The sequence below is a fragment of the Acinetobacter tjernbergiae DSM 14971 = CIP 107465 genome, from assembly GCF_000374425.1.
Taxonomy (GTDB): domain Bacteria; phylum Pseudomonadota; class Gammaproteobacteria; order Pseudomonadales; family Moraxellaceae; genus Acinetobacter; species Acinetobacter tjernbergiae.
In genome coordinates this window covers 218,958-243,075 of the sequence record NZ_KB894354.1, presented here as the reverse complement: position 1 = coordinate 243,075, position 24,118 = coordinate 218,958, and the positions used below count along the sequence as shown (strand labels likewise).

Annotated in this window: 23 protein-coding genes and 1 tRNA gene; 10 read left to right on the top strand and 14 right to left on the bottom strand. The window is 37.6% G+C overall.

The window, feature by feature from the left end; translation table 11 throughout:
* Positions 1–35: 35 nt before the first annotated feature.
* From C502_RS0102480 to C502_RS0102465, 4 genes are all read right to left on the bottom strand, one after another.
* Positions 36–575, bottom strand: a complete 540-nt coding sequence (locus C502_RS0102480; protein ID WP_018677286.1) for a KdsC family phosphatase — start codon at positions 573–575, stop codon at positions 36–38.
* 3 nt (positions 576–578) lie between these two features.
* Positions 579–1,556, bottom strand: a complete 978-nt coding sequence (locus C502_RS0102475; protein WP_018677285.1) for a KpsF/GutQ family sugar-phosphate isomerase — start codon at positions 1,554–1,556, stop codon at positions 579–581.
* 296 nt (positions 1,557–1,852) lie between these two features.
* Positions 1,853–2,791 (bottom strand): hypothetical protein, encoded by a 939-nt coding sequence (locus tag C502_RS0102470; protein ID WP_018677284.1) that lies wholly within the window; start codon positions 2,789–2,791, stop codon positions 1,853–1,855.
* Between the two features lie 9 nt (positions 2,792–2,800).
* Positions 2,801–3,556 (bottom strand): class I SAM-dependent methyltransferase, encoded by a 756-nt coding sequence (locus C502_RS0102465; protein WP_018677283.1) that lies wholly within the window; start codon positions 3,554–3,556, stop codon positions 2,801–2,803.
* Positions 3,557–3,980: 424 nt separating this feature from the next.
* On the opposite strand from C502_RS0102465, the gene cysS reads away from it, so the two are divergent.
* From cysS to C502_RS0102450, 3 genes are all read left to right on the top strand, one after another.
* Complete coding sequence (gene cysS / locus C502_RS0102460; RefSeq protein ID WP_018677282.1) at positions 3,981–5,402, top strand: cysteine--tRNA ligase; 1,422 nt, start codon at positions 3,981–3,983, stop codon at positions 5,400–5,402.
* A gap of 62 nt (positions 5,403–5,464) precedes the next feature.
* Positions 5,465–5,540 (top strand) — tRNA-Gly (locus C502_RS0102455).
* Between the two features lie 230 nt (positions 5,541–5,770).
* Positions 5,771–6,256: a copper resistance protein NlpE gene (locus tag C502_RS0102450; protein ID WP_018677281.1), complete on the top strand. Its 486-nt coding sequence runs from the start codon at positions 5,771–5,773 to the stop codon at positions 6,254–6,256.
* Between the two features lie 84 nt (positions 6,257–6,340).
* Here the strand turns inward: C502_RS0102450 and C502_RS0102445 are convergent, their stop codons facing one another.
* Positions 6,341–7,945: an isocitrate lyase gene (locus C502_RS0102445; RefSeq protein ID WP_018677280.1), complete on the bottom strand. Its 1,605-nt coding sequence runs from the start codon at positions 7,943–7,945 to the stop codon at positions 6,341–6,343.
* 551 nt (positions 7,946–8,496) lie between these two features.
* On the opposite strand from C502_RS0102445, the gene C502_RS0102440 reads away from it, so the two are divergent.
* Positions 8,497–9,486, top strand: coding sequence for a LysR family transcriptional regulator (locus C502_RS0102440; protein WP_018677279.1), 990 nt, complete (start codon positions 8,497–8,499; stop codon positions 9,484–9,486).
* A 144-nt stretch (positions 9,487–9,630) separates the two neighbouring features.
* The gene (locus C502_RS0102435) at positions 9,631–10,959 is read left to right on the top strand and encodes a polyamine export protein PaeA (RefSeq protein WP_018677278.1); all 1,329 of its coding nucleotides are present in this window, start codon (positions 9,631–9,633) and stop codon (positions 10,957–10,959) included.
* 37 nt (positions 10,960–10,996) lie between these two features.
* Here C502_RS0102435 and C502_RS0102430 read toward each other — a convergent pair whose 3' ends face one another.
* The 6 genes from C502_RS0102430 to C502_RS0102405 form a co-directional block, all read right to left on the bottom strand.
* On the bottom strand, positions 10,997–11,260 hold the full coding sequence (locus tag C502_RS0102430) for a ribosomal protein L7/L12 (RefSeq protein WP_018677277.1): 264 nt from the start codon (positions 11,258–11,260) through the stop codon (positions 10,997–10,999).
* A gap of 61 nt (positions 11,261–11,321) precedes the next feature.
* Complete coding sequence (locus C502_RS0102425) at positions 11,322–11,837, bottom strand: hypothetical protein (RefSeq protein WP_018677276.1); 516 nt, start codon at positions 11,835–11,837, stop codon at positions 11,322–11,324.
* 199 nt (positions 11,838–12,036) lie between these two features.
* Positions 12,037–13,650, bottom strand: a complete 1,614-nt coding sequence (cysN, locus tag C502_RS0102420; protein ID WP_018677275.1) for a sulfate adenylyltransferase subunit CysN — start codon at positions 13,648–13,650, stop codon at positions 12,037–12,039.
* Between the two features lie 83 nt (positions 13,651–13,733).
* Positions 13,734–14,642, bottom strand: coding sequence for a sulfate adenylyltransferase subunit CysD (cysD, locus tag C502_RS0102415; protein ID WP_005053074.1), 909 nt, complete (start codon positions 14,640–14,642; stop codon positions 13,734–13,736).
* Positions 14,635–14,733 (bottom strand): hypothetical protein, encoded by a 99-nt coding sequence (locus C502_RS19710; protein ID WP_018677274.1) that lies wholly within the window; start codon positions 14,731–14,733, stop codon positions 14,635–14,637. The genes cysD and C502_RS19710 overlap by 8 nt, the downstream gene beginning before the upstream one ends.
* Positions 14,734–14,966: 233 nt before the next feature.
* A complete protein-coding gene (locus tag C502_RS0102405; protein WP_018677273.1) occupies positions 14,967–16,412 on the bottom strand; it encodes a capsule assembly Wzi family protein in 1,446 nt (481 codons plus the stop codon).
* A gap of 168 nt (positions 16,413–16,580) precedes the next feature.
* Between C502_RS0102405 and C502_RS0102400 the strand changes: the two genes are divergently transcribed.
* Entirely contained in the window at positions 16,581–17,078 is a 498-nt protein-coding gene (locus C502_RS0102400; protein ID WP_026315719.1) for a DUF2059 domain-containing protein, read from the top strand.
* Between the two features lie 64 nt (positions 17,079–17,142).
* Here C502_RS0102400 and lysS read toward each other — a convergent pair whose 3' ends face one another.
* Together lysS and C502_RS0102390 are read right to left on the bottom strand one after the other, a co-directional pair.
* Positions 17,143–18,669: a lysine--tRNA ligase gene (gene lysS / locus C502_RS0102395; protein ID WP_018677271.1), complete on the bottom strand. Its 1,527-nt coding sequence runs from the start codon at positions 18,667–18,669 to the stop codon at positions 17,143–17,145.
* A 161-nt stretch (positions 18,670–18,830) separates the two neighbouring features.
* Positions 18,831–19,268 carry an SRPBCC family protein gene (locus C502_RS0102390; RefSeq protein ID WP_018677270.1) on the bottom strand — a complete coding sequence of 146 codons (438 nt, stop codon included), beginning with the start codon at positions 19,266–19,268 and terminating at the stop codon, positions 18,831–18,833.
* A 347-nt stretch (positions 19,269–19,615) separates the two neighbouring features.
* Between C502_RS0102390 and rubA the strand changes: the two genes are divergently transcribed.
* The 4 genes from rubA to oxyR all read left to right on the top strand — a co-directional run bounded on the left by rubA (position 19,616) and on the right by oxyR (position 22,983).
* A complete protein-coding gene (gene rubA / locus C502_RS0102385) occupies positions 19,616–19,780 on the top strand; it encodes a rubredoxin RubA (RefSeq protein WP_004663059.1) in 165 nt (54 codons plus the stop codon).
* An 83-nt stretch (positions 19,781–19,863) separates the two neighbouring features.
* Positions 19,864–21,045 carry a rubredoxin reductase RubB gene (gene rubB, locus C502_RS0102380; RefSeq protein ID WP_018677269.1) on the top strand — a complete coding sequence of 394 codons (1,182 nt, stop codon included), beginning with the start codon at positions 19,864–19,866 and terminating at the stop codon, positions 21,043–21,045.
* Positions 21,046–21,126: 81 nt separating this feature from the next.
* Complete coding sequence (gene estB / locus C502_RS0102375) at positions 21,127–22,071, top strand: esterase EstB (RefSeq protein WP_023274573.1); 945 nt, start codon at positions 21,127–21,129, stop codon at positions 22,069–22,071.
* A gap of 6 nt (positions 22,072–22,077) precedes the next feature.
* Complete coding sequence (gene oxyR / locus C502_RS0102370) at positions 22,078–22,983, top strand: LysR family transcriptional regulator OxyR (protein ID WP_018677267.1); 906 nt, start codon at positions 22,078–22,080, stop codon at positions 22,981–22,983.
* Between the two features lie 57 nt (positions 22,984–23,040).
* On the opposite strand, the gene dusB is transcribed toward oxyR, so the two are convergent.
* Positions 23,041–24,066 (bottom strand): tRNA dihydrouridine synthase DusB, encoded by a 1,026-nt coding sequence (dusB, locus tag C502_RS0102365; RefSeq protein ID WP_018677266.1) that lies wholly within the window; start codon positions 24,064–24,066, stop codon positions 23,041–23,043.
* Positions 24,067–24,118 lie beyond the last annotated feature (52 nt).

Here is a 24,118-nt window from a genome sequence, read left to right as displayed (position 1 = left end):
AGGGTTACCTGACCTTTAGGTAATTCACGCTACTATTAATGTGGTACAGCTAGATATTTTGCAAGTAGCTCTTGGTAAATGCCTTTTGAAAATAGTAGCATATCGCATACTTCTCGAACTGCGCCACGTCCACCCATCGCTTGTGTGACTAAATTTGCACGACGACGAACTTCTTCATGCCCATTTGGAACAGTAATACTCATTCCTGCAATCGCAAATGCAGATAAATCAGGCCAGTCATCACCCATATACAAACAGTCTTCAGGTAGAATATTCAACTGAGCACATGCTTCACGTAGTGCTACACCTTTATCTTCTCGTCCTTGAAAAATAAGATCAACACCTAAATCTGCCATTCTTTTTTCAACAATATTACTCTTGCGTCCAGTGATAATAATCACTTTCATTCCTGCTTTTTGAACCAATTTCATACCTAAACCATCACGAATATCAAATGATTTAAGCTCATCGCCTGAATTGGTTAAAGTTACAAAGCCATCGCTTAAGATTCCATCCACATCAAGCACTAATGCTTGTAAATGACGTGCTTGTTCTTGTAAAGCATAAGATGCCATGGCTTAATTTACTCCTGCCTGAATAAGGTCATGCATACTAATCACACCAATCACTTTATTGGTGCGATCAACAACTACAAATTGATTAATTTTTCTCTCATGCATTTTTTCCAATGCCTCCACCGCACGGGCTTCTTGAGAAATAGTAAGTGGGTTTTTGGTCATGACTTCAGCAACGGGTAGATTTACATCAAAACCTTGTTGCTGATCAATCATTCGACGCAAATCACCATCGGTAAAAATACCTAGTAAGATATCGTTCTCATCAACAACCGTGGTAAGACCCAAACGTTTATCCGAGATTTCATATAACACCTTATTCATCGGTGTATTGGGTTTAACTTTAGGTAATTCAGTCCCTGTATGCATCAAATGTTTTACATGCAAAAGTAAACGTTTACCTAACGCCCCTGCTGGATGCGAACGAGCAAAATCATCCGCGGTAAAACCACGTGCTTCCAACAATGCAACGGCTAATGCATCACCTAAAACAAGTGTTGCAGTCGTACTAGAGGTTGGTGCTAAACCGAGAGGACAAGCCTCATCCGCTTCACCTAATGTCAGTGCAACATCTGCATTCTGTGGCATTGGTCCTTTATCATCACGACTGATGGTAATTAATGGCACACCTAAATGCTTGATTAACGGCATAAGCATCATGATTTCATCACTCTTGCCAGAGTTTGAAATGGCAATCAGAACATCACCACGCACCAACATACCCAAATCACCATGCCCCGCTTCACCTGGGTGCATAAAAAATGATGGTGTCCCAGTCGATGCAAAGGTCGCTGCCATCTTCCGACCGATATGACCAGATTTGCCCATACCCGTCACAACAACTCGCCCTTTACACTGCAAAAGGATTTCACAGGCACAATCAAAACTTTCATTAATTTGTGTCGCAAGAACCTCTAGGGCTTGTTGCTCGATTCGTAGAGTCTCTAATGCGCTTCTTTGAAAATTTATGGCTTGTGACATATGAGTTTGACCCAAAATAATACGCTATCCACCTGAAGGTAGATGATTTTAATCAAAAGAATGAGGCTGATTCTAGCATAATTGAAAAATATGCACGTTTCTAAATGTAGTAGTTTTTATTAAAATGGAGAAAAATTGAGCTTGTTATCTCATCCAACGCTAAGACGTACACAGATTTTGAGAACATACTATGACACAAGCAAATTAAAACATTTATAAACAAATATTTAGCAAAAATATTAAAAACTCTCAAACACTTTTAATAATTAAATAGAAAATACATAAGATTAAACATATTAAAAAATAAAACGAGAACGTTGCTCAATTATCGTTCTATGCAATACCTCATCAATAATCTTAGGCTCATCATATTCAACATAGTCGCAAAATATAAACTCGTTATCTATAACATCGAAAATAGATAATGCATATCGTCCACCAAAGCACTGCATTTCTTTATTCAAGCACAAGATATAATGGTTATTATAATTTAGAAATCGAACAACATACATCTTATATGATTTAGATGGGAAAGCATACTTCTTTATGCTTTTACCACAGAATACAGCCAAGTAATTAGGCCGCGATGAAAAATCAGTTCCAAAAAAATAGTGCTGATCTATTTTGATGATTGCAGTATATCCTGCTAATAAATTCTTAATTCTTTTAACAAACTTAAGATTACAAAAATCCAAATCCCATAAATCAAGATATTTTGCAGTATCACCTGTTGAAACTAATATTAAACCTTCCTCTGTTGCACTGCATATTACATGAATATGCTTTACAGAATCATCGGCATCATAATATTTATTAATCAAACATGATGTTTTAGACACTATGGCTATTCTTTTTCCTGGATTCCCATATTCACCAATAATCAAAAAATCTTCATAAAGTACTATACTCTCTATTCTTGCTCTATAAAAATCACATGGAAGATCGTCCACTGCATAATCAGCACCAAATAAACAAATTAGTTCTTCTCGTGACAGATTAGCTTTAATACAAAAAATTTTATCTTTCAAATTATCATTCAAATAAAAAAATGATTTTAAATCTATTTTATGATTAATATCAGATGGAGGAATACGAATATGACAATATACTCCATAAGCTGCTTCAAATAGTCTTCTTTGGGAAACTATCAAATAGAATGCTTTAATCAAATTCCACGGATTCCAAGTCTTTTTAAATAGGGCAATATATTCAGATATAGTGAGTATTTTTTTCATATAGATAAATTATCTTAATTTTTTATAGTAAATGGCTGCAAACCAAGCAGTTTTATTTAAAACAGGAATTAAAAGTAGTAAAAAATTATCAAGACTCGAAAGTAATTTGTCTAATATTCTCACAACTTTGCTAGAAGAGGGATTCTTAACAAACAAAGTAAGATAAATAGAAATAATACGAAAAAGATGAAAAAATTTTTGATCTTTATAATCAAATCTATCACCTAAACGATTAATATCATTAAAGTCAATGTACCCCTTAATAGATTTAACATATTCTTTTTGATCTTTTGTTCTAGCAGTCAAATACCGAAAAAACCTATAAATATTAATTAATGGGCTATATGGAAGATTTTCTATTAATGCCAAGCCACCATCAGGTTTTAAAATTCTGAAATATTCTTCAAATACTTTATCTCGCTCCATATATTGAAGCGCACTTCTAGAAAATACAATATCAATCGAATCTGAATCAATTGGGCATTCTTCAGAATTTGCCATCAGAAAAAAACAATTATTATTGACACCGAATGAGGTTGCCAAGTCTACAGCTTTCGCTAACTGCCTAGAGTCTCTGTCTATTCCAATAACAGTAGCACCTTGTAGTGCAAAAAAGACACTCATCACTCCTGCACCACATCCACTATCAAAGATTACTTTACCGCGCATATCTCCCAATTTACTCAAAATAAATCTTACAGCATCTCCAAAAAATGGATCTGTAATGATTTCTTTTTTAAATTGCTCTTCATCTATGAGTGCCACAGCACACTCCCCTATTTTATAGCTAAACTAGTAGAAAATTAAATCTCTCATTCTAATCACATTTACTTTATGTTTAGGCTAAATTCCATTATTTTCATTACAAATAAATAATTTAAAAACTTATTTTAATCTAAATCATAGAGAAGAAATTAACTTGAAAAAGAAAAGGACGAGAACCATAAGTTGAATCACCACACCAAGCTCACAGCTCTAGCCTTTATATTCGATAGTACATAATTAACTGTGTTCTTTCCAATCACATGTCTCATTTGATTGAGATACAATCGAATCCCACCCCAAATTAAATTTTCCCTACGCTAGAAAAATACATTTACGCATCATATTTTTTCTACTGATAACTTTATGAAATACAATGCATACGTTATGATGAATCACGATTTTTGTAGAGTGTTTGAAAACCCTTATGCAACCTTTTGTTCTATATAATTCTGAGCAACGTAAAAAAGTTGAATTTGTCCCACGCCAAGAAGGTCAAATCGATATCTATGTCTGTGGTATGACCGTTTACGATTACTGTCATATTGGACACGCTCGAGTTATGGTTGCATTTGACTACATCATCCGCTTCCTACGTAGCCAAGGCTGGAAAGTTCGCTATATCCGCAACATTACCGATATTGATGACAAAATCATTGCGCGTGCCAATGAAAATGGTGAAAGCATTCAACAACTCACGGCGCGTTTTATTGATGCAATGAATGAAGATGCAGCAAACTTAGGCTGTGCTGCACCAGACGAGGCACCAAAAGCAACTGAATATATTGATCAAATGCAAAACATGATCAACACACTGGTTGATAAAGGTGCTGCCTACCCTGCTGCAAATGGCGATGTGTATTTTGAAGTCACTAAATTTGATAAATATGGTCGCTTATCAGGTCGTAAATTGGATGATATGCAAGCTGGCGCATCAGAACGTGTAGATGTCGAAGTAGACAAGAAGCACCCTTTTGACTTTGTACTTTGGAAACATGCCAAAGAAAATGAACCTGCATGGGCTTCACCATGGGGGAATGGTCGTCCGGGTTGGCATATTGAATGTTCTGCAATGTCGACGTGCTGCTTAGGTAATCATTTCGATATTCATGGTGGTGGTTCGGATCTCATGTTCCCACACCATGAAAATGAAATCGCACAAAGCGAAGCCTCTACAGGCGAACAATATGTGAACTATTGGATGCATGTTGGTTTCATCAATGTTGATGGTGAGAAAATGTCTAAATCATTAGGCAATTTCTTTACCATTCGTGATGTCATGGATAAATTCCATCCAGAAGTCATTCGCTACTTTATTGTGTCATCACATTATCGTAGTCCAGTGAACTTTTCGGATTTCGCATTAAAAGAAGCGAAGGCAACGTTAAGTCGTTTCTATCATTCTTTTAAAGCCTATCAACAAATTTATGGGCAAAAAACAGTTGAAACCTTAGAACAAGATTTTGTTGAACGTTTTAATAGTGCAATGCGTGATGACTTCAACACAGCTGAAGCAATTGCAGTATTATTTGAGCTGAATAAAGAATTAAATCGTGCTGTTAAAGAAGAACAAGCTGAGCAAGCAACTGTTCTTTATTCAACGCTACGTCATTTAATGAACATTCTTGGTTTGGTGCAACATGATGTCGAAGAGTTTTTAAAATCTGATATTGGACAGGAAGCACTTACTCTGTCTGATACGGAGATTGAAAGTTTTATTCAACAACGTGTCGATGCGAAGAAAGCGAAAGATTTTACGAAAGCGGATGATATTCGCCAATCATTATTAGCTCAAGGAATTGTTCTTGAGGATACTCGTCAAGGAACCACTTGGCGACGTGCTGATTAATTGAGCACTTAGCATGATAGAGAGTTGACAGTTTGATGAAATTCTCTATAATGCGTCCTATTGCGGGAATAGCTCAGTTGGTAGAGCATAACCTTGCCAAGGTTGGGGTCGGGAGTTCGAGTCTCCTTTCCCGCTCCAGATTCAAAAAAAAGCACTTATCGAAAGATAAGTGCTTTTTTCTTATCAAGAACTTATGATTATCAAATGCCAAAATTCTGATTATTAATACAACGTAAATGGAAAGAATCTCAATTAAAGCAATAGATCAATTTACTAAAGGTTAAATAACTCTTACATACTGTCACTACCCTTTTTCTTTGAAATTTCATAGCTTAGATGACAATATTTTCAAAAAGGTCAAATCAAAAATGAAAAAATCCATTCTTGCACTTTCGCTAGCCTCTCTTGTTTTAGTAGCTTGTAGCAAAACTGAAAATAAAAAAACAGAAGAGCAGCAAACACCTCCACCCACTACGACAACTGAAGCAGTATCAGAGACTGCGATAGCGGATACAGCACACACCGCTGAAAACTCATTAGATTGGAATGGTACTTACAAAGGCGTGCTCCCTTGTGCAGATTGTGAAGGGATTGAAACCGAGTTAAAACTCAATCTAGATAAAACCTATGAAATAAAAGAAACCTATCTCGGTAAAAGTGATGGTAAAGCATTTGAAAGCAAAGGTAGCTTCCAATTCGACAGTAAAAATTCATCTATTATTGCGTTAGATAAAGCTGGCGATAATCGCAAATATTTTGTTGCTGAAGGTCATCTAAAAGCACTAGATTTAGAAGGCAATCAGATTACAGGCGCTTTAGCAGATAAATACCAACTAAAAAAAGAAGTTAAATAAGTAGTCCCTTCTTATTGGTTTTATAGAAACCAATAGCAAGAAACCCTGCATATGCAGGGTTTCTTTATTGAATCAAGTCAAAGCTTAGTGAGCTGAGAATTGGTTCATTGTGTTTTTAGCATCATCGTGCGCTTTAAGAGCGTTGTCACCAGAGAAGATTTCTTTGTGATCATCACCGATGTCAGAACCAGCCATTGCTTGGTGTTTAACACAAGCGATACCACCACGGATTTCTTTACGTTGTACGCCAGCAACATAAGCCAACATACCTTCAGAACCGAAGTAACCTTGTGCAAGCTCATGAGTAGAAAGAGCAGCAGTGTGGTAAGTAGGAAGTGTGATCAAGTGATGGAACACACCCGCTTCACGAGAAGCATCTGCTTGGAATGTACGGATCTTAGCATCAGCATCAGCAGCTAATTCAGTTGCATCGTACTCAGCGCTCATTAATTTAGCACGGTCGTAAGCAGAAACGTCTTTACCTTCAGCAACCCAACGGTCATAAGACTGTTGACGGAAGTTTAAAGTCCAGTTGAATGATGGGCTGTTGTTATAAACAAGCTTAGCATTTGGAATCGTTTCTTTAACACGGTTAACCATGTGTGCGATTTCTTCTACGTTTGGAGTCGCAGTTTCGATCCAAAGAAGATCCGCACCATTTTGAAGGCTAGATACACAGTCAAGTACAACACGGTCAATTTGAGTGTCAGCACGGAACTGATATAAACCAGAAGCTAAACGCTTAGGACGGTGTAATTTACCACCGCGCTTGATTAAGATTTCATCTTCTTCAGCATCAGCGATGTCAATTTCAGTTGTGTCTAAGTAGCTGATGTATTGAGAAGCGATGTCACCTGGCTCTTTAACCACTGGGATTTTTTGAGTTAAGTCAGCACCTTCAGAGTCAGTACGAGCAACGATGATACCATCATCAAGACCCATTTCTAAGAATGCATAACGTAATGCATGGATTTTAGAGATGAAGTCTTCGTGTGGAACAGTTACTTTACCAGCTTGGTGACCACATTGTTTAGCATCAGATACTTGGTTTTCGATTTGAAGCGCACAAGCACCAGCTTCGATCATTTTACGAGCAAGTAAATAAGTCGCTTCTTCGTTACCGAAACCAGCATCGATGTCCGCAATAATTGGCACAACGTGAGTTTGGAAACCATCGATTTGAGCAGTGATTTCAGCAGCTTTAGCAGCATCACCAGCTTCGTTTGCTTTTTTAAGCGCACGGAATAAATCGTTAAGTTCTTTCGCATCAGCTTGACGTAAGAAAGTGTAGATTTCTTCGATCAAAGCAGGTACTGAAGTTTTTTCGTGCATAGATTGGTCAGGAAGTGGACCAAATTCTGAACGAAGTGCAGCAACCATCCAACCAGAAAGGTAGATATAGCGACGTTCAGTAGTACCGAAGTATTTTTTGTTCGCGATCATTTTTTGTTGCGCGATAAAACCGTGCCAGCAACCTAATGATTGAGTGTATTTGCTAGAATCAGCATCATAAGCAGCCATATCACGACGCATAATCGCAGCTGTATATTTAGCAATGTCTAAACCAGTTTTGAATTGGTTTTGCATTTGCATACGCGCAGCATCTTCTGCGCTGATATCGCGCCAAGTGTCGCCAAATTTTGCTTTTAATTCGCGGATTGCATCAATCGCTGTTTGATATGTACTCATGATATATTCCTTTTGAGGATAGGCATCAAATGATCGCTAAAAATCATGCTTTTATATAGTCTAGATTTCAAGCACTTCATCAACATGTTGCACAGCTTAGACCCTACAAACAAATTTATCCAATATTCTAGGTTAATTTTCAGTATTTATTTATGAAATACATAAAACAGCATGATGCAATTACAGCTATAAACAAAATAAACACTTGTTATTAAAAAGATTTAATAAAAATTAAAGCTTTAAAAATTTATAAGAACCTATTGATTTGTATTATTTTTATACACTTCAAATTAAAAACCATACAAAATAAAAACCTGTGAAATAATAAATTTCTGCACGAAAATAGAAATTTATTTTACGGCATTCATCAAAAGTATAAACTGCTGATTATTATTCTCTATTTCCTTATAAACCCAATATGCGCCCAAAAAGCCTTCTTCTTTCAACTCTCACTCTTACTCTCACTTTTATATCGTATTAACGTACACAAATGGCTTTAGATATGCGATAATTCAGGACAATTCAAAAATTTTATTCTCGGTATTTTTTTTATGAATCTGGAGCGAGTTGATCTCAATTTATTAATTTATCTTGATGTACTTCTTCGTGAAAAAAATGTCACACGTGCAGCAGAGCAATTGGGTGTTACCCAACCTGCAATGAGTAATATTTTACGTCGTTTACGTAACTTATTTAACGATCCTCTCTTGATTCGTTCTTCTGAAGGCATGACGCCTACTGAACGTGCATTAGAATTACAGCCTCGTATTCGTGACGCGTTGTCAGATTTGTCAATGATTCTAGAACCACGTACCGAATTTAGACCTTATACAAGCACCCGTGTTTTCCGTATTATGACATCGGATTATGCTGAAGCAACACTTGTTCCTCGTTTAGTCAAAGCATTACGCTCAGAAGCACCGAATGTTGTACTCGACTTCTTAACCCCAAGTGATGTGTCTTATCGAGACATGGAACAAGGGAAAGTTGATCTAGCAATTAATCGCTTTAACGAAATTCCGCAAAGTTTCCACCAAGTTTTGGTGTGGCGTGATAGTTTTAGCTGTATTTTAAATGATAAGCACCCTGCCGTAACTCACCTCAACCTTAAAAGTTATTTAGATGCCCAGCATATTTGGGTATCTAAAACAGGAATGGGTGTTGGTTTTGGCGTAAACCCAGACAAACAAGCAGGACTTGGTTGGATTGATCAAGCCTTAGAACGTATTGGTCAACGTCGTAAAATTTCAGTATTTACACGCCATTATCAAATGCCTGCGCTTTTAGCGCAGAATGTTGATCTGATTGCAACATTACCAACACGCATGGCACGCCTACAAGCACAAAATCCTCGACTCCTAATCAAAGATCCTCCTTTCTATATTCCAGAATTTGAGCTAAAAATGGCTTGGTGTCCACTATTACACCACCATCCAGCTCATCGTTGGTTGAGACAGTTGATTCTGTTTGTTGCGCGTCAAATGATTGAAGAGGAAAATCGTGAATTCTTTTTAAATAATTCACAATTTTCACAATATTAAAATATTGCTTTGTAACAATACTAACTCCTCTACGGATATACTTGTTTCATAAGCAAAATTGTTATACTGAGGTAATACCTAATTACCTCTCTTCTTTTTTATGTTACAACATATTCATAATAAATGATGAACCACAGGTGATGTGTGAGTCTCTTCCAAAATATTATTATCATTATTGTGCTGATTATTGCAGCAGGATTTCTCTCACTCACTGAAATCGCACTTGCTGGTGCACGAAAAGTTAAATTAAAGATATTGGCAGAATCTGGTGAAATCCGTGCGCAAAAAGTTCTAGACTTACAAGCACAATCTGCTGACTTTTTTGCAGCCTCGCAAATAGGACTAAATGCCGTTGCAATCTTAGGTGGTATTCTAGGTGAAGCCGCTTTCCGTCCGTTTTTTGTAGAAATGCTGAAGCAATTTTATGTGGGTCCTTGGTTAGAAACCATTGGCTTTGCCTTATCATTTACCCTAGTGACCTCCCTATTTATTCTATTTGCTGATTTAATGCCAAAACGTTTGGCAATGATCGCTCCAGAAAAAATTGCGATTAGCGTCATTGAACCGATTCAAGTTTTTATTAAAGTCTGCAAACCGTTGGCTTGGGGAATCAATGCCATTGCCAATCTGCTATTCCGTTTGTTTAAAGTGAATACCATTCGTGATGACAACATTACCTTTGATGATATTTCAGCCGTTATGGATGCTGGAGCTCAAGCTGGGGTACTACAAAAACAAGAACATCATTTTATTGAAAATGTTTTTGAACTTGAAGAACGTACCGTCCCATCAAGTATGACCACACGTGAAAATGTGGTTTATTTCACCTTAAAAGAAAATGAAAATAGTATTCGTCAAAAGTTAGCAGAATACCCCTACTCGAAGTTTTTAGTCTGTAATGAACACATTGATCAAGTTATTGGTTATGTCGATACCAAAGATATTTTAGTGCGTATATTAAACAATCAATCTCTACTTCAGCTTAATGAATCCACCATTCGTACTGTTCTAATCATTCCTGATACGCTGACTTTATCTGAAGTACTTGATCGTTTTCGCTCAACCAAAGAAAAATTTGCAGTTGTGATTAATGAATATGCTCTAGTTGTCGGTGTAATTACATTAAGCGATATTATGATTACAGTGATGGGTGATTGGGTTACACCAATGGAAGAAGACCTACAAATCATTAAACGTGATAATCATTCATGGCTAATTGATGGTAGTACACCTATTGAAGATGTGAAGCATGTACTCGGAATTGAAGAATTTCCTGAAAATGAAAACTATGAAACCATCGCTGGTTTTATCATATATCGTTTACGCAAAATCCCACGTCCTGCTGATGCGGTAGAATATGCTGGTTTTAAGTTTGAAGTGGTTGATATTGATCATTATAAAATTGATCAATTACTGGTCACCCAAATTATTCCAAGCTTAGAAAATGAACCGCCTACATCACCAATAGAATAACGCATCATAAAATAGAGCCCATTTCTTGGGCTTAATTTTATTTCATCATTAACCAAGCTAAAATGATGAATACAATAAGAATCAGAATAAAGATTTTAACACCACCACGACTACGTTGAGCTAATTGCTCTTGAATAAGTGCTTGCTCTTGTGGATGATCTTTTAAATATTGTTCAATCAAGTCTTTCGATTCTTTCAACCCAAGACCTGTTTTCTCACGCGTAATTTTAATTGCATCAATCAGCTGCCCTGCTCTTAATGCTTGTAAAGCTTCATGCGGAATCTCTAAATTCGAGTTCATAAAATTAACATCCTTGTTATTTTTAATGATTTATTCCATTTTGCAAAAATCTTATTGGATCTTAATTTCCACCATACAATGAAATTAATTGATCTAAAGTCGCTTGGTAATGAATCGCGATGTCTTCAGATAAAATTTTATATGCATTATCAAACTGAACCATTGGCCAGCCTTCTTTCCAAAATGGAAAAATATTATGTAAACCTTCAGTCACAATCGCATCTTCGCGGCTGATTGCCTGTGCAACCTGAGATAAAACCTGAGCCGTTTCCGCACCATCAATCGCAAGATAATCAATACCACGTACTTTTAAAATACGGATACGGTCTTTTTTATAACGGATTTTTTTAGCCTGCCCTGCATTTAAACCCAATGCAAGTGTCACTGCTTCTACAAATTTTTCTTCAAAACTTGTATTCAAAGCCACCAATGCTTGTTTATGTGCTTCTTGACGCCCAGCCTTTCCCCCATTACGGATGATCTCATTTGCTTCAACATCAAGCTCATCTTTTTTCATAGACTGTAAAACGTCTAAAATTTCGATATCGCTTAAATATTCAGGAGATTGTTCAGTCATGGGAGTCCTTAGACAATAATTTAAAGAACTATTGTCTCATAAAAGACATTTCAAAACAGAATAAAAATATCAGCTCGATCTATTTACTCATCTTTTAGATCACAGTTCAAAATCAGTAATTTCTAAAGCTAGAATCTAACCTCTATAAAATAAACAAGCCCGCTTCATAAAGCGGGCTTGTTTAAATCAGTTCAATCGCTTATAGACGAACTAATTCAATGATTTGCTCAGCTGCCTCTTCAACAGTGTCAGCAGTGATATCCGTATCAGTACCATCAACAACGGTTGTGATCACAACCACACCTGTTTCACGTAACAGCGTAATTTGCGCAGTCGTTAAACCAACTTTTGCTATCGCAACCACACCTTGTTGAATCAACAAACTTTCTAGAACTTGTGCATTCTCGATTAACTGCGCAGAAACACCAATCACAGCAGGTTTCTGACCTAGACGAGCAGCACGATCTTCCGCTGTCACAGGATTACTATGCGCAGTCCATTCTACTGCGGCTTCAATCATCCCCGCACCAACAGTCACGTTGCTCAAACGGTCAATAAAGATCAACGAACCTGTATAACGGCTGTCTTGATATTGGTCAAATACCACTGGAGCATCAAACTCAATCACAAGATCTGCAATCGCATTTAACTCAATTTCTTCAACCTGAGTATGTTCAAGTGTATTTACGTTGACACGGTAATTGATCGCACTGACTTTTGCAGGAACAGTTTGCGTACCGATTTTAACGTTATACAATTTACCTTTCACTAAAGGATGCTCATTCATCCATACAACAGATGCACGAACACTACGTGAAATAAGTGGTTGCTCACCTGCGCGAACCAAAACGTTACCACGAGAAATATCAATTTCATCATTTAACGTTAAAGTAACCGCTTGACCTGCAATTGCTTGTTCAAGATTTCCATCAAAGGTCACGATTTCTTTAACCGTTGATTTTTTACCTGAAGGTAAGGCAACGATTTCATCACCAACGTTGATTTCACCAAGCGCAATCGTACCCGCAAAACCACGGAAATCAAGGTTTGGACGATTTACATACTGAACAGGGAAACGGAATTCATTTTTATTTGATTCGCGTTTAATTTCCACCGACTCAAGAATGCTCATCAAGGTTTGACCCTTGTACCACGGCGTACTTACAGATGGATTAACGACGTTATCGCCATTCAATGCCGAAATCGGAACGAATAAAATATTCTCTGGACGACGTTCACCAAGCTGACTTAAGAATGCATCATATTCAACTTGAATTTCATTAAAACGCGCTTCAGAAAACTCAACCAAGTCCATTTTATTGATCGCAACAACGATATTTTTAATACCGAGCAAGCTTGCAATAAAAGTATGACGACGAGTTTGTGTTTGTACGCCATAACGCGCATCAATCAAAATAATGGCAAGATCAGCTGTTGATGCACCCGTTGCCATGTTACGTGTGTATTGTTCATGTCCTGGTGTATCTGCAATGATGAACTTACGCTTTTCAGTTGAGAAATAACGATAGGCTACATCAATGGTAATCCCCTGTTCACGTTCAGCTTGTAAACCATCGACAAGTAAAGCAAGGTCAGGTGCATCACCTGTTGTCCCCACTTTTTTACTGTCACGTGTTACCGCTTGTAATTGATCTTCATAGATCAACTTTGAATCATAAAGCAAACGACCAATAAGTGTTGATTTACCATCATCGACGTTACCACAGGTCAAAAAACGCAGTAGGTCTTTATTTTCGTGCTGTTTTAAATATGCCAAGATATCTTGGCTAATAAGATCTGATTGATGAGACATTGCTCAAAACTCCACATATTCTTTAGAAATCGGTTTTAATCTCCCTAAATCCCTCTTTTAAAAGAGGGATTTGATGAAGGAAATTAGAAATAACCTTCTTGCTTTTTCTTTTCCATCGAACCCGCTTCATCATGGTCAATCATACGACCTTGACGTTCTGAACTGGTAGCCAAAAGCATTTCTTGGATAATTTCAGGCAATGTATCCGCTTCTGATTCAACTGCACCTGTTAATGGGTAACAGCCGAGTGTACGGAAACGTACCGATTTCATTTGAGGAACCTCTCCCTCTTTTAAACGCATACGCTCATCATCGACCATGATTAACGTGCCACTGCGCTCTACAACCGGACGTACAGCTGAGAAATAAAGAGGAACAAGTTGAATATTTTCTAAATAAATATATTGCCAAATATCTAACTCAGTCCAGTTAGATAAAGGGAAAACACGAATACTTTCGCCTTTGTTCACTTTACCATTGTAAAGATTCCAGAGTTCTGGACGTTGGTTTTTTGGATCCCAACGATGCTTAGTATCACGGAATGAATAGACGCGTTCTTTCGCACGTGATTTTTCTTCATCACGACGTGCCCCACCAAATGCAGCATCGAACTGATATTTATCTAATGCTTGTTTTAAACCCTGAGTTTTCATGATGTCGGTATATTTTGAACTACCATGATCAAATGGGTTAATTCCTGCATCACGACCTTCTTTATTTTGATGTACGATCAAATCAAAGCCATGTGTTTTTGCCATGTTGTCACGGAATGTGATCATGTCTTTAAACTTCCAACCTGTATCTACATGCAGGAGTGGAAACGGAAGTTTTGCAGGGTAAAATGCTTTCATTGCAAGATGTAGCATTACAGCTGAATCTTTACCAATAGAATAAAGCATGACAGGGTTTTCAAATTCAGCAGCAACTTCACGAATAATATGAATACTCTCAGCCTCAAGTTGCTTGAGGTGAGTTAATCTATTTTCAGTCATGTACATATCCCCCTTTATCCATGTTACCCATAAAATCTATAAGTGGTATTAAACCACCACTTGGAAGACCGTGTGGAGGAACGAGTACCATAACAACTCCAATTTTTCGTGATATCGATATTCTTACTAGTGAACAAATCAGCAATCTAGTAAAGGTTATCCATTATAATAATTTAGATCGGCTTCTTTAGCTTGTTTTTTCATATCAATATGCAAAATTGTGATATGTATAGATGTAAAATAGAAGAATATCATTCAAAATATGCTGAAAATTTATTCAAATAAAAAAGAAGCCTTTAACAGGCTTCTTTTCAGCAGTAATGCTTAGAAACGGAACATATTTTTTTCTAACGGAATCTCAACACCTACTGAAAGACCACCATCATTACCATTACGATCAGAATCACTGACCCAACCATTAATTTTCAGTGGAATTGTTGGTTTTAAATAATGTGTCCAAGTCAAATCAATCCCCTTAACTGTATCTTCTTTCGAAAATGCTGTATTAATTGCTAAATTCGATTGATTTACTTTTGCATATAAAACACGCCCACTTAGACGATTCATCACATCAAAACGAATATCACCACCAACTGAATACATTTGCCCATCACCGCCAATTGAGTGACCTAATGGAAAACCATGTTGATAATAGCCATCCTTATAAATAGTATGTGCATAAGAAATACTCCTCACCTCGCCATTGGTACGTGTATCTACCCATTCAGCATAAAGTTGGTAAGGCATATTGTTATAACTTGAAGAAAAGTCTGCCCCCCCTAGATACATATATTTAGCAGGTAAACCGCCTGCCTCATCTTCCCCAATAAATTGACCATACAAGCTCACGGGAATATTAAAAAGAGGTTGTAACAATAATCGACCATCAAAGCCAGCGATCTGATTAGATGGATCAGCTTTGCCCGTTCCACCATTATCTTTTGTACCAGTAAATGCATCCCACAATGAGCTTAGACTCTCAGGTCGACCATCACCTCCCCATTGAAGTGCTCGAGACGCACCTATTTCCAATGCTGGAAATGGGCGAGCAGTCAAACGTAACCCAATTAATTTTGCATCTGGAATAGCCTTATAATCATCTAGTTGACCAGCAAAAGCCTGATATTGCCAAGGACCAATCCAAGATAACCATTTTGTTTCAAAAGCATTTTGAACAGCACGTTGCGCTGTAACTCCATACACAGGGCGACTTGCATCTCCACGAATCAAACTACCATCATGCCCAGGTCCCCAGTAAGTTGGAATTTGACCAGCAACGATCCATTGATTCCAAAGCTTGCCTGCAATATAAGAGCCTTCAACATTTACATCATGACCATGATCAATTAGCGGGTCTTTCTCAGCATTGATCCGAAGCTTAGCATCCCAGTTCTCAGCACCTGCATTAAATTCGACCGATGCCTGATATTGTGATTTTTGATTATCAGCAAATGTTTGAGGAATTTTTTTAAGATCTGTGTCTGCATGCAAACCAAGTTTTACTGTTTCATTATCGATCTGGAGTGCATTTATTACAGAATTGATCACTTTTTGCTGTGCGTTATCACTCACTTTGGCTTGGGATAATGCGCGTTGAATTTCATCGCCACTTAAAGGCCATGTTGAAGTACTAATTTGAATAACACCTTGCTGATTTAACCAATTTAAATCAGTGCGTAGATTTTCATCATTAAGAACTAAGCCCTGAGCAAATGCTACAGATGAAATAGACGCAAATAATGCGATATAAAGCGATTTTTTTAAAAACATATCGAAACTGTTCTCACGTTTATTTATGAACACATCATCGTTTTTTTATAGGTACTTTTCAATCATCAAACAAAACAATTACATTTCTTAACATGCAATAAGAAATTGACAATAAAAGAGATGACTCAGTACCATTCATGCTTTCTATCGCAACATTGAAACTAAATAATGAGAAAATTTATTCTAACCCTTATCATGGGCGCAGCGATTTCTATGCCTACTTTTGCTCAACAAGCATCAAAAAAATCAGTAAAAGAGCTCTTAAAAGTCACCAAATCCGAACAATTAATTGATCAATCAAACCAATACGTCCACCAAATTATGGCTTCAAGTATTGAACAAGCCACTCAAGGGCAAGAACTCAATGCCAAACAAAAGAAAGCGATTGAGAATTTTAATCAAGACATTGCAAACATTGTAAAACAGGATTTTACTTGGGCTAAATTAGAGCCTGAAATGATTCAACTCTATGTTGAAGAATTTACCCAAGAAGAAATCAACGGCATGCTTGAATTTTATAAAACACCTGTTGGTCAATCGACAATTAATAAATTACCTACTGTAATGGAAAAAAGCATGAAAATTGGTCAACAGCAAATGGGGCAATTAACACCTAAAATCATGCAAGCCGCTGAAAAACTCGCAAAAGAACTGCAAACAAAATAATCAATAAAGTACAGATAAAAAAATAGCCACAAATCAGATGTGGCTATTTTTATTTAACTTAAAATTAATCTTTACGACGCATGTGTGGGAACAATAATACATCACGAATACTTGGTGCATTGGCAAATAGCATGACTAAACGATCAATACCAATCCCTTGACCTGCTGTAGGCGGTAAACCATATTCTAATGCTTCAATAAAGTCTGCATCATAATGCATCGCTTCATCATCACCTGCGTCTTTTTCCTCAACCTGTGCTTGGAAACGTTCCGCTTGATCAATCGGGTCATTTAACTCAGAGAAACCATTAGCCAATTCACGACCGCCAATAAAGAACTCAAAACGATCTGTAATATGAGGATTATCATCATTACGGCGCGCAAGCGGTGAAGTTTCCGCAGGGTATTCTGTAATGAATGTCGGCTGACGTAGCTTCGTTTCTACCGTTTCTTCGAAGACAATCGTCTGCAACTTACCTAAACCGAAACCTGGCTTCACTTTTTCTTTCAACACATCTTGAGTAAATTTAGCCAAGAACTCACGATCATTCACATTTTCAGGTGTGAAGTCAGGATTATGTTCAAGAATAGCATCAAACATTGAAATTTTCTTGAATGGCCCTTTGAAGCTATACACTTCATCACCATAAGGCAAATCAGTAGAACCTAAAATGTCGATCGCCAATTTCTCAAGCATGTTTTCAGTCAATGCCATCAAATCTTTATAATCAGCATAAGCTTGATAAAACTCGATCATGGTAAATTCAGGGTTATGACGTGTTGACACCCCTTCATTACGGAAGTTACGGTTAATTTCAAACACACGCTCAAAACCACCCACTACAAGGCGCTTTAAATAGAGCTCTGGCGCGATACGCAAATAGAGTTCCATATCCAAAGCATTATGATGCGTTACGAATGGTCTAGCCGATGCGCCACCCGGAATGATATGCATCATTGGCGTTTCAACTTCCATGAAACGTTCATTGGTCAAGAATGCACGAATACCCGCAACGACTTTGGCACGAATTTCAAAGGTTTTACGTGTTTCTTCGTTGACGATCAAATCTAAATAACGCTTGCGATATTTCGCTTCAGTATCCGTTAAACCGTGGAATTTATCTGGAAGTGGGCGAAGTGATTTGGTTAATAATTCAAAACCTTCAAGGTGTACATATAAATCACCTTTACCAGAACGACCAATATAACCTTCAGCAGCAATAATATCGCCAAGGTCTAAGCTTTTAATGGTTTCTAAAATGTCAGCTGGTAAACCTTTACGATCCACATAAAGTTGGATACGACCTGTCATGTCTTGGATCACAATAAATGACCCACGGTTCAACATGACACGACCCGCAACTTTTACATAAACTTTTTCAGCACCTTCGATTTGTGCTTTATCTTGATCTTTAAATTGTTCTTGTAAGTCACCCGTATAGTGCTCACGTTTAAACGTATTCGGCCAAGGACTCTTACCTGTTTGTTTGGCAGTCTCTTGGATTTGCTTTAATTTGGCATGACGCTGTGCGATTAAATCGTTTTCGGAAAGTGTTTGTTCAGAAGTCGATTGAGCGTTTTGTTGCGTCATCTCTGCCTCGATCTAAGTAAAATTGAAGTGGCATAGGATAGCAGATCACAGCCCATTTTCGCATCATTTCAGTACCACAAAGGTGAAAAAAGCAAAGATTTATCCATTTCCAAGCACAAATAGTACGCTGATCTTGCAATAAATGTACGGCAAAAGTGATTTTATTGCTCAGCGAGTTGTTTAACCAAAGCCAACCCTTTTTCAAATCCTTGATTCATCATTTCAATATATTCGGGTTGAATATCCACTTCCACATAGAGTTGAGTAACGTCATCCAAATCAAATAACATGTACTTTTCTAATGCACCTGCCCAAGATTTTACATCGTCACTTTCAGTATCTTGCTCTCCATCTTGAATCATTCCAATATGTTTAAAAATAATCACATTAGGTTCATCTAAACGTTCGATTGTTGAAATCATGCCATCTCCCTTATCATCATAGAAATAGGTTTTACCGCCTACTTTCCAGTCTGATTGCATGGTCGAGTTGCAAGAAAAAAATTGCGTCCACGCTTGATAAGTTTCTTTTTGCCATAAAATCTCCCAAACTTTTTGTTTAGAAGCATGAATTTCAATTTCATAAGATAAGGTTTGCATTTTTATTTTCCTCATAATTATGGTGATATTTTGATCTTTTAATTTTAAATGGTTATTTTTCACCCACCCTATATTTATACTTTTACTATTTTTAAAATACTATAAACATATACATATCTATAAAAATTAGAGTAATTGCTCAAATAACAAGACTTTCAGAACAAATTGCCATTCCACTTTCTACATAAATGATTAAACTCTTGCATTTGCTTTACTTAAATGGCGTTCTGCGTAAAAATCTAACTCCTGATCAACACAAGTTTGTTGTATTGCAGCGATCGTAGCGACATTATGGAATAGTTTTACTGAAAGGCAACTTGAGCATACCTATCAGTTTGGAGAGTCACATGAAAAAATATCAATGTATCGTTTGTGGGTGGATTTACGACGAAGCAGATGGTTGGCCACAAGACGGCATTGCAGCAGGTACCAAATGGGAAGATATCCCTGATGATTGGACTTGCCCAGATTGCGGCGTTTCAAAAGCTGATTTTGAAATGATTGAAATCTAAATAGATCTAAAAGACCGTGATCATGATCATGGTCTTTTTTTTCCTATCATTTGTTTTTTATTGAAAAAATACTGGAGAATATAATGCATCCTATCGTCATCATCGGATCGGGCATGGCAGGCTATACTGTTGCACGAGAATTTCGCAAACTAAGCCCTGAACAAGAACTGGTTATGATCTGCGCAGATGATGCGGTAAATTATGCAAAACCAACATTATCTAATGCCTTTGCAGGCAATAAAGCACCTGAACAAATTGCTCTAGGCGATGCAGCTAAAATGACAGCTCAGCTCAATATGCGTATTGAAGCTGAAACCTTGGTGAAAGAGATTAATGCTGAAAATCATGAAATCACCTTAGAAAAAAATGGTGAAAGCATAACTCAACCTTATTCAAAACTTGTGCTTGCCGTTGGCGCAAATCCAATTCGTTTAGCCATTACTGGTGATGGTAGCGATGATATTCATGTGGTGAACTCACTCAGTGACTATCGTACATTCCGTGAAAATTTAGCAAACCGCAAAGATAAACGGGTTGTGATTTTAGGTGCGGGTTTAATTGGCTGCGAATTTGCCAACGATTTACTTCATAGTAACTATGATGTCACTGTGATTGATCTTGCACCACAACCGCTCGGTCGTTTACTCCCAAACCATGTTGCAGATGCATTTAAAACCAATTTAGAACAAGCAGGTATTAAATTTGCACTTTCAACTACGGTAGAGAAAGTAACAAAAACGAATAATGGCGAAGACTATGCAGTTACACTTGCAAATGGTCAAACCCTTATTGCCGATATCGTCCTTTCAGCAATTGGTTTACAGCCAAATACAAGCTTGGCAAAAGCTGCAAATATTCAAACCAGTCGCGGTATCGTGACCAATACCTTATTGGAAACCAATCAAGCAGATATCTATGCGGTGGGTGACTGTGCTGAAGTCAATGGAACATTATTGCCATTTGTGATGCCAATCATGCAACAAGCACGTGCCTTAGCCAAAACCCTGAGTGGTCAAAGCACTGCGGTACACTACCCTGCTATGCCTGTTGCAGTAAAAACACCTGCTGCGCCATTAACTGTTTTACCTGCACCAATCGGTATTGATGTAAGTTGGGAAACAGAAGAATTTGATGATGGTATGCTTGCAAAAGCTGCGGATAGTGAAGGAACATTACGAGGCTTTGTACTGTTAGGTGCAACAGCAAGTAAACAACGTTTAAGCTTAACCAAACTGGTTCCTGACTTGATTCCAGCACAAGTTTAAGGTTTAAATTAGGGTCTGTTGAGAAAGGAATTTCCAACAGACTTTAATTCGATAAAAAGAATTCAACTCGGAATGAATGCCATGAACAGCGCCTTACAATTTAATGTGTCACCTTACGCCCCATTTATGCAAGAAACCAAAGTCACTTTAGGCAATGGTATTCAACTGCATGTTGAAATTGGGGGAAACCCAGAACACCCAACAATTTTATTGGTGATGGGTTTAGGTGCTCAGATGTTGTTTTGGCCTGACTTTTTTTGTAAATCATTAATTGACCAAGGCTTTCGTGTTATTCGATTTGACAATCGAGATATTGGTTTATCTTCAAAAATTCGTGAAAAAAGAAAACGACTCAATACCATGAAATTAATGGGTCGCTTTATCATGGGGCTTGGCAATGAAGGCGCACCCTATACGCTTTATGATATGGCTGAAGATGTCTCAATGCTAATCGACCAATTAGGGCTAGAAAAAACCTATCTCCTAGGTGCGTCAATGGGTGGCATGATTTCTCAAATTGTAGCTGCAAAATATCCAGAAAAAGTTGAAAAAATTGGATTGCTATTTACCAGTAACAATCAGCCCTTCCTTCCGCCACCATTTCCAAAACAACTTCTCAGTTTAATTGGTAAGCCTGAAGCACATGATGAAGAAGCGATTGTTAATCACAGTTTAAAGGTCTTTCACATCATTGGTTCTCCAGGGTATGTAAATCAAGTTGAAGCAATTCAAACAATTCGCAAACTATATCGTCGTAGTTTCTATCCAGCGGGTGTACTTCAACAGTTTTTAGCAATATTATGTACAGGTTCGCTATTACCATTGAACAAAGATATTACCCAACCGACTTTGGTTGTACATGGCTCAAAAGATCGTTTATTACCGCCAAGTCATGGGAAAGCCGTTGCAAAGGCAATTTCGGGTGCTAAATTTGAATTAATTCAAGGAATGGGGCATGATATTCCTGCTCATTTCATTCCACAACTTAGCGGTTTGTTTGCTCACCACTTTAGATCATCACACTAGGACTCTATGGCTGCATTACCCTCATTAAGACAGCTATCGTATTTAGTTACGTTGTCAGAAACTTTACATTTTACTGAAGCTGCACGTCGTTCATTTGTTACTCAGTCCACCTTATCGGGTGGCATCATGGAGTTGGAACGTCTCTTAGGTGGCGTCCTAGTTGAGCGTGATCGTCAAAATGTTCGTTTAACCCCTTTAGGCGAACAAGTTGTCGAACGTGCGCGTGTATTACTTGCAGATGCGCAAGACTTGATGCGTTTAAGTCGAGAAATGAGTGAACCACTAACGGGTGATTTACACCTTGGGATTATCCCAACGATCGCACCATTTATCTTGACCCAACTTCTTGATGAAGTGCATCAGCAATTACCAAAGATTCAACTTCACTTACATGAAGCTCAAAGCGAAAAAATCGTAGAAAAATTAGAACATGGCAATCTGGATATGATTGTGCTTGCGCTTCCTTTCGATACGCGTGGGTTAAAAGTTGCTGAAATCACAAAAGAAAACTTATTCGTTGTCTACAATAAAAATGACAAGAATGCTGAGAATGCAAACTCACTAGATGATTTGGATTTATCACGTCTAATGTTGCTAGAGGAAGGGCATTGCTTACGTGATCATGCTTTAAGTGCTTGTCCTGTAGGTGAGCGTAAAAATGATCATCGTTTGAAAGCAAGCTCTCTTCCAACACTCATCGAAATGGTTTCATCTGATCTTGGCTTTACGCTTCTACCTGAAATTGCATTGAAAAACAGTATGATTCATTTCAATGAAGAAATTGCCGTTAAATCAATTGAAGCTGCGCCGAGCCGTACCTTAGCTTTGGTGACACGAAAAAGCACACCATTGCAAAGTGAATTTGATGTGATCTTGCAAATTTTGCAAAAAATCACTGCGCATTTGGAATAATAAAAAAACCCTGTAATGATCATTACAGGGTTTTTAAAACCACTGAAAACAACACAACTATTTAATTTCTAACAAATTGACTTGTTCAACTTGCACATCACTCATACGCTGCCCTAGATCAAGCAATTGATCAAAATATGCTTCTACAACCTTTGCCTGATCAGCAGTATTCTCTACTTTATACATACTTTGGCGAAACTCATTACTCGAACGCAAGCCTTTGGTGTACCAAGCAATATGCTTGCGTGCAATACGACAACCTGAGTATTCACCATAGAATTGATAGAGTTCAGCCAAATGCCCTAACAATACAGTTCTCACTTCAGCAATATCAGGTGCTGCCAAATGTTCGCCTGTTTTCAAATAATGTGCAATTTCTCTAAAGATCCAAGGTCGCCCCTGTGCTGCACGCCCAATCATAATGGCATCTGCGCCTGTATAATCTAAAACATATTTGGCTTTCTCAGGACTATCAATATCTCCATTCGCAATCAAAGGAATATCAATCAATTCTTTAACCTGTTTAATCAGATCATACCGTGCTGTATTCAAATACATATCTTCACGGGTACGACCATGCAACGCTAGAGCAGCAACTCCCGATTCTTCCGCGCGTTTTGCAACACGTAAAATATTTTCATGTCCATTTAAAAAACCCAATCGAGTCTTTAAAGTCACAGGCACATCAACCGCAGCCACCACGGCATCTAAAATACGAGCAACTAAGTCTTCATCTTGTAACAAAGCGGAACCTGCAAGTTTGTTACAGACTTTTTTGGCTGGGCAACCCATATTAATATCAACAATTTGCGCACCATTTGCCACTTGATAACGCGCAGCTTCAGCAAGCTGTTCAGGGTCAGAACCTGCAATTTGTGCTGATATGGGTGCTAGTTCACCCTCAAAATTTGCCCGATATAAACTCTTTTTACTCATACGCAGGGTTTTATCAGCCGTCATCATTTCACTGACAGCATGACCTGCGCCAAAGTATTTACACAGTGTCCTAAAGGGTCTATCCGTTACACCTGCCATAGGTGCAACAATCAAATTATTTGACAGTTGATATGAACCAATATACATATATATTCTTACAAATTCTGAGCAACATAGTATACTTCATTCGCCCATTTGA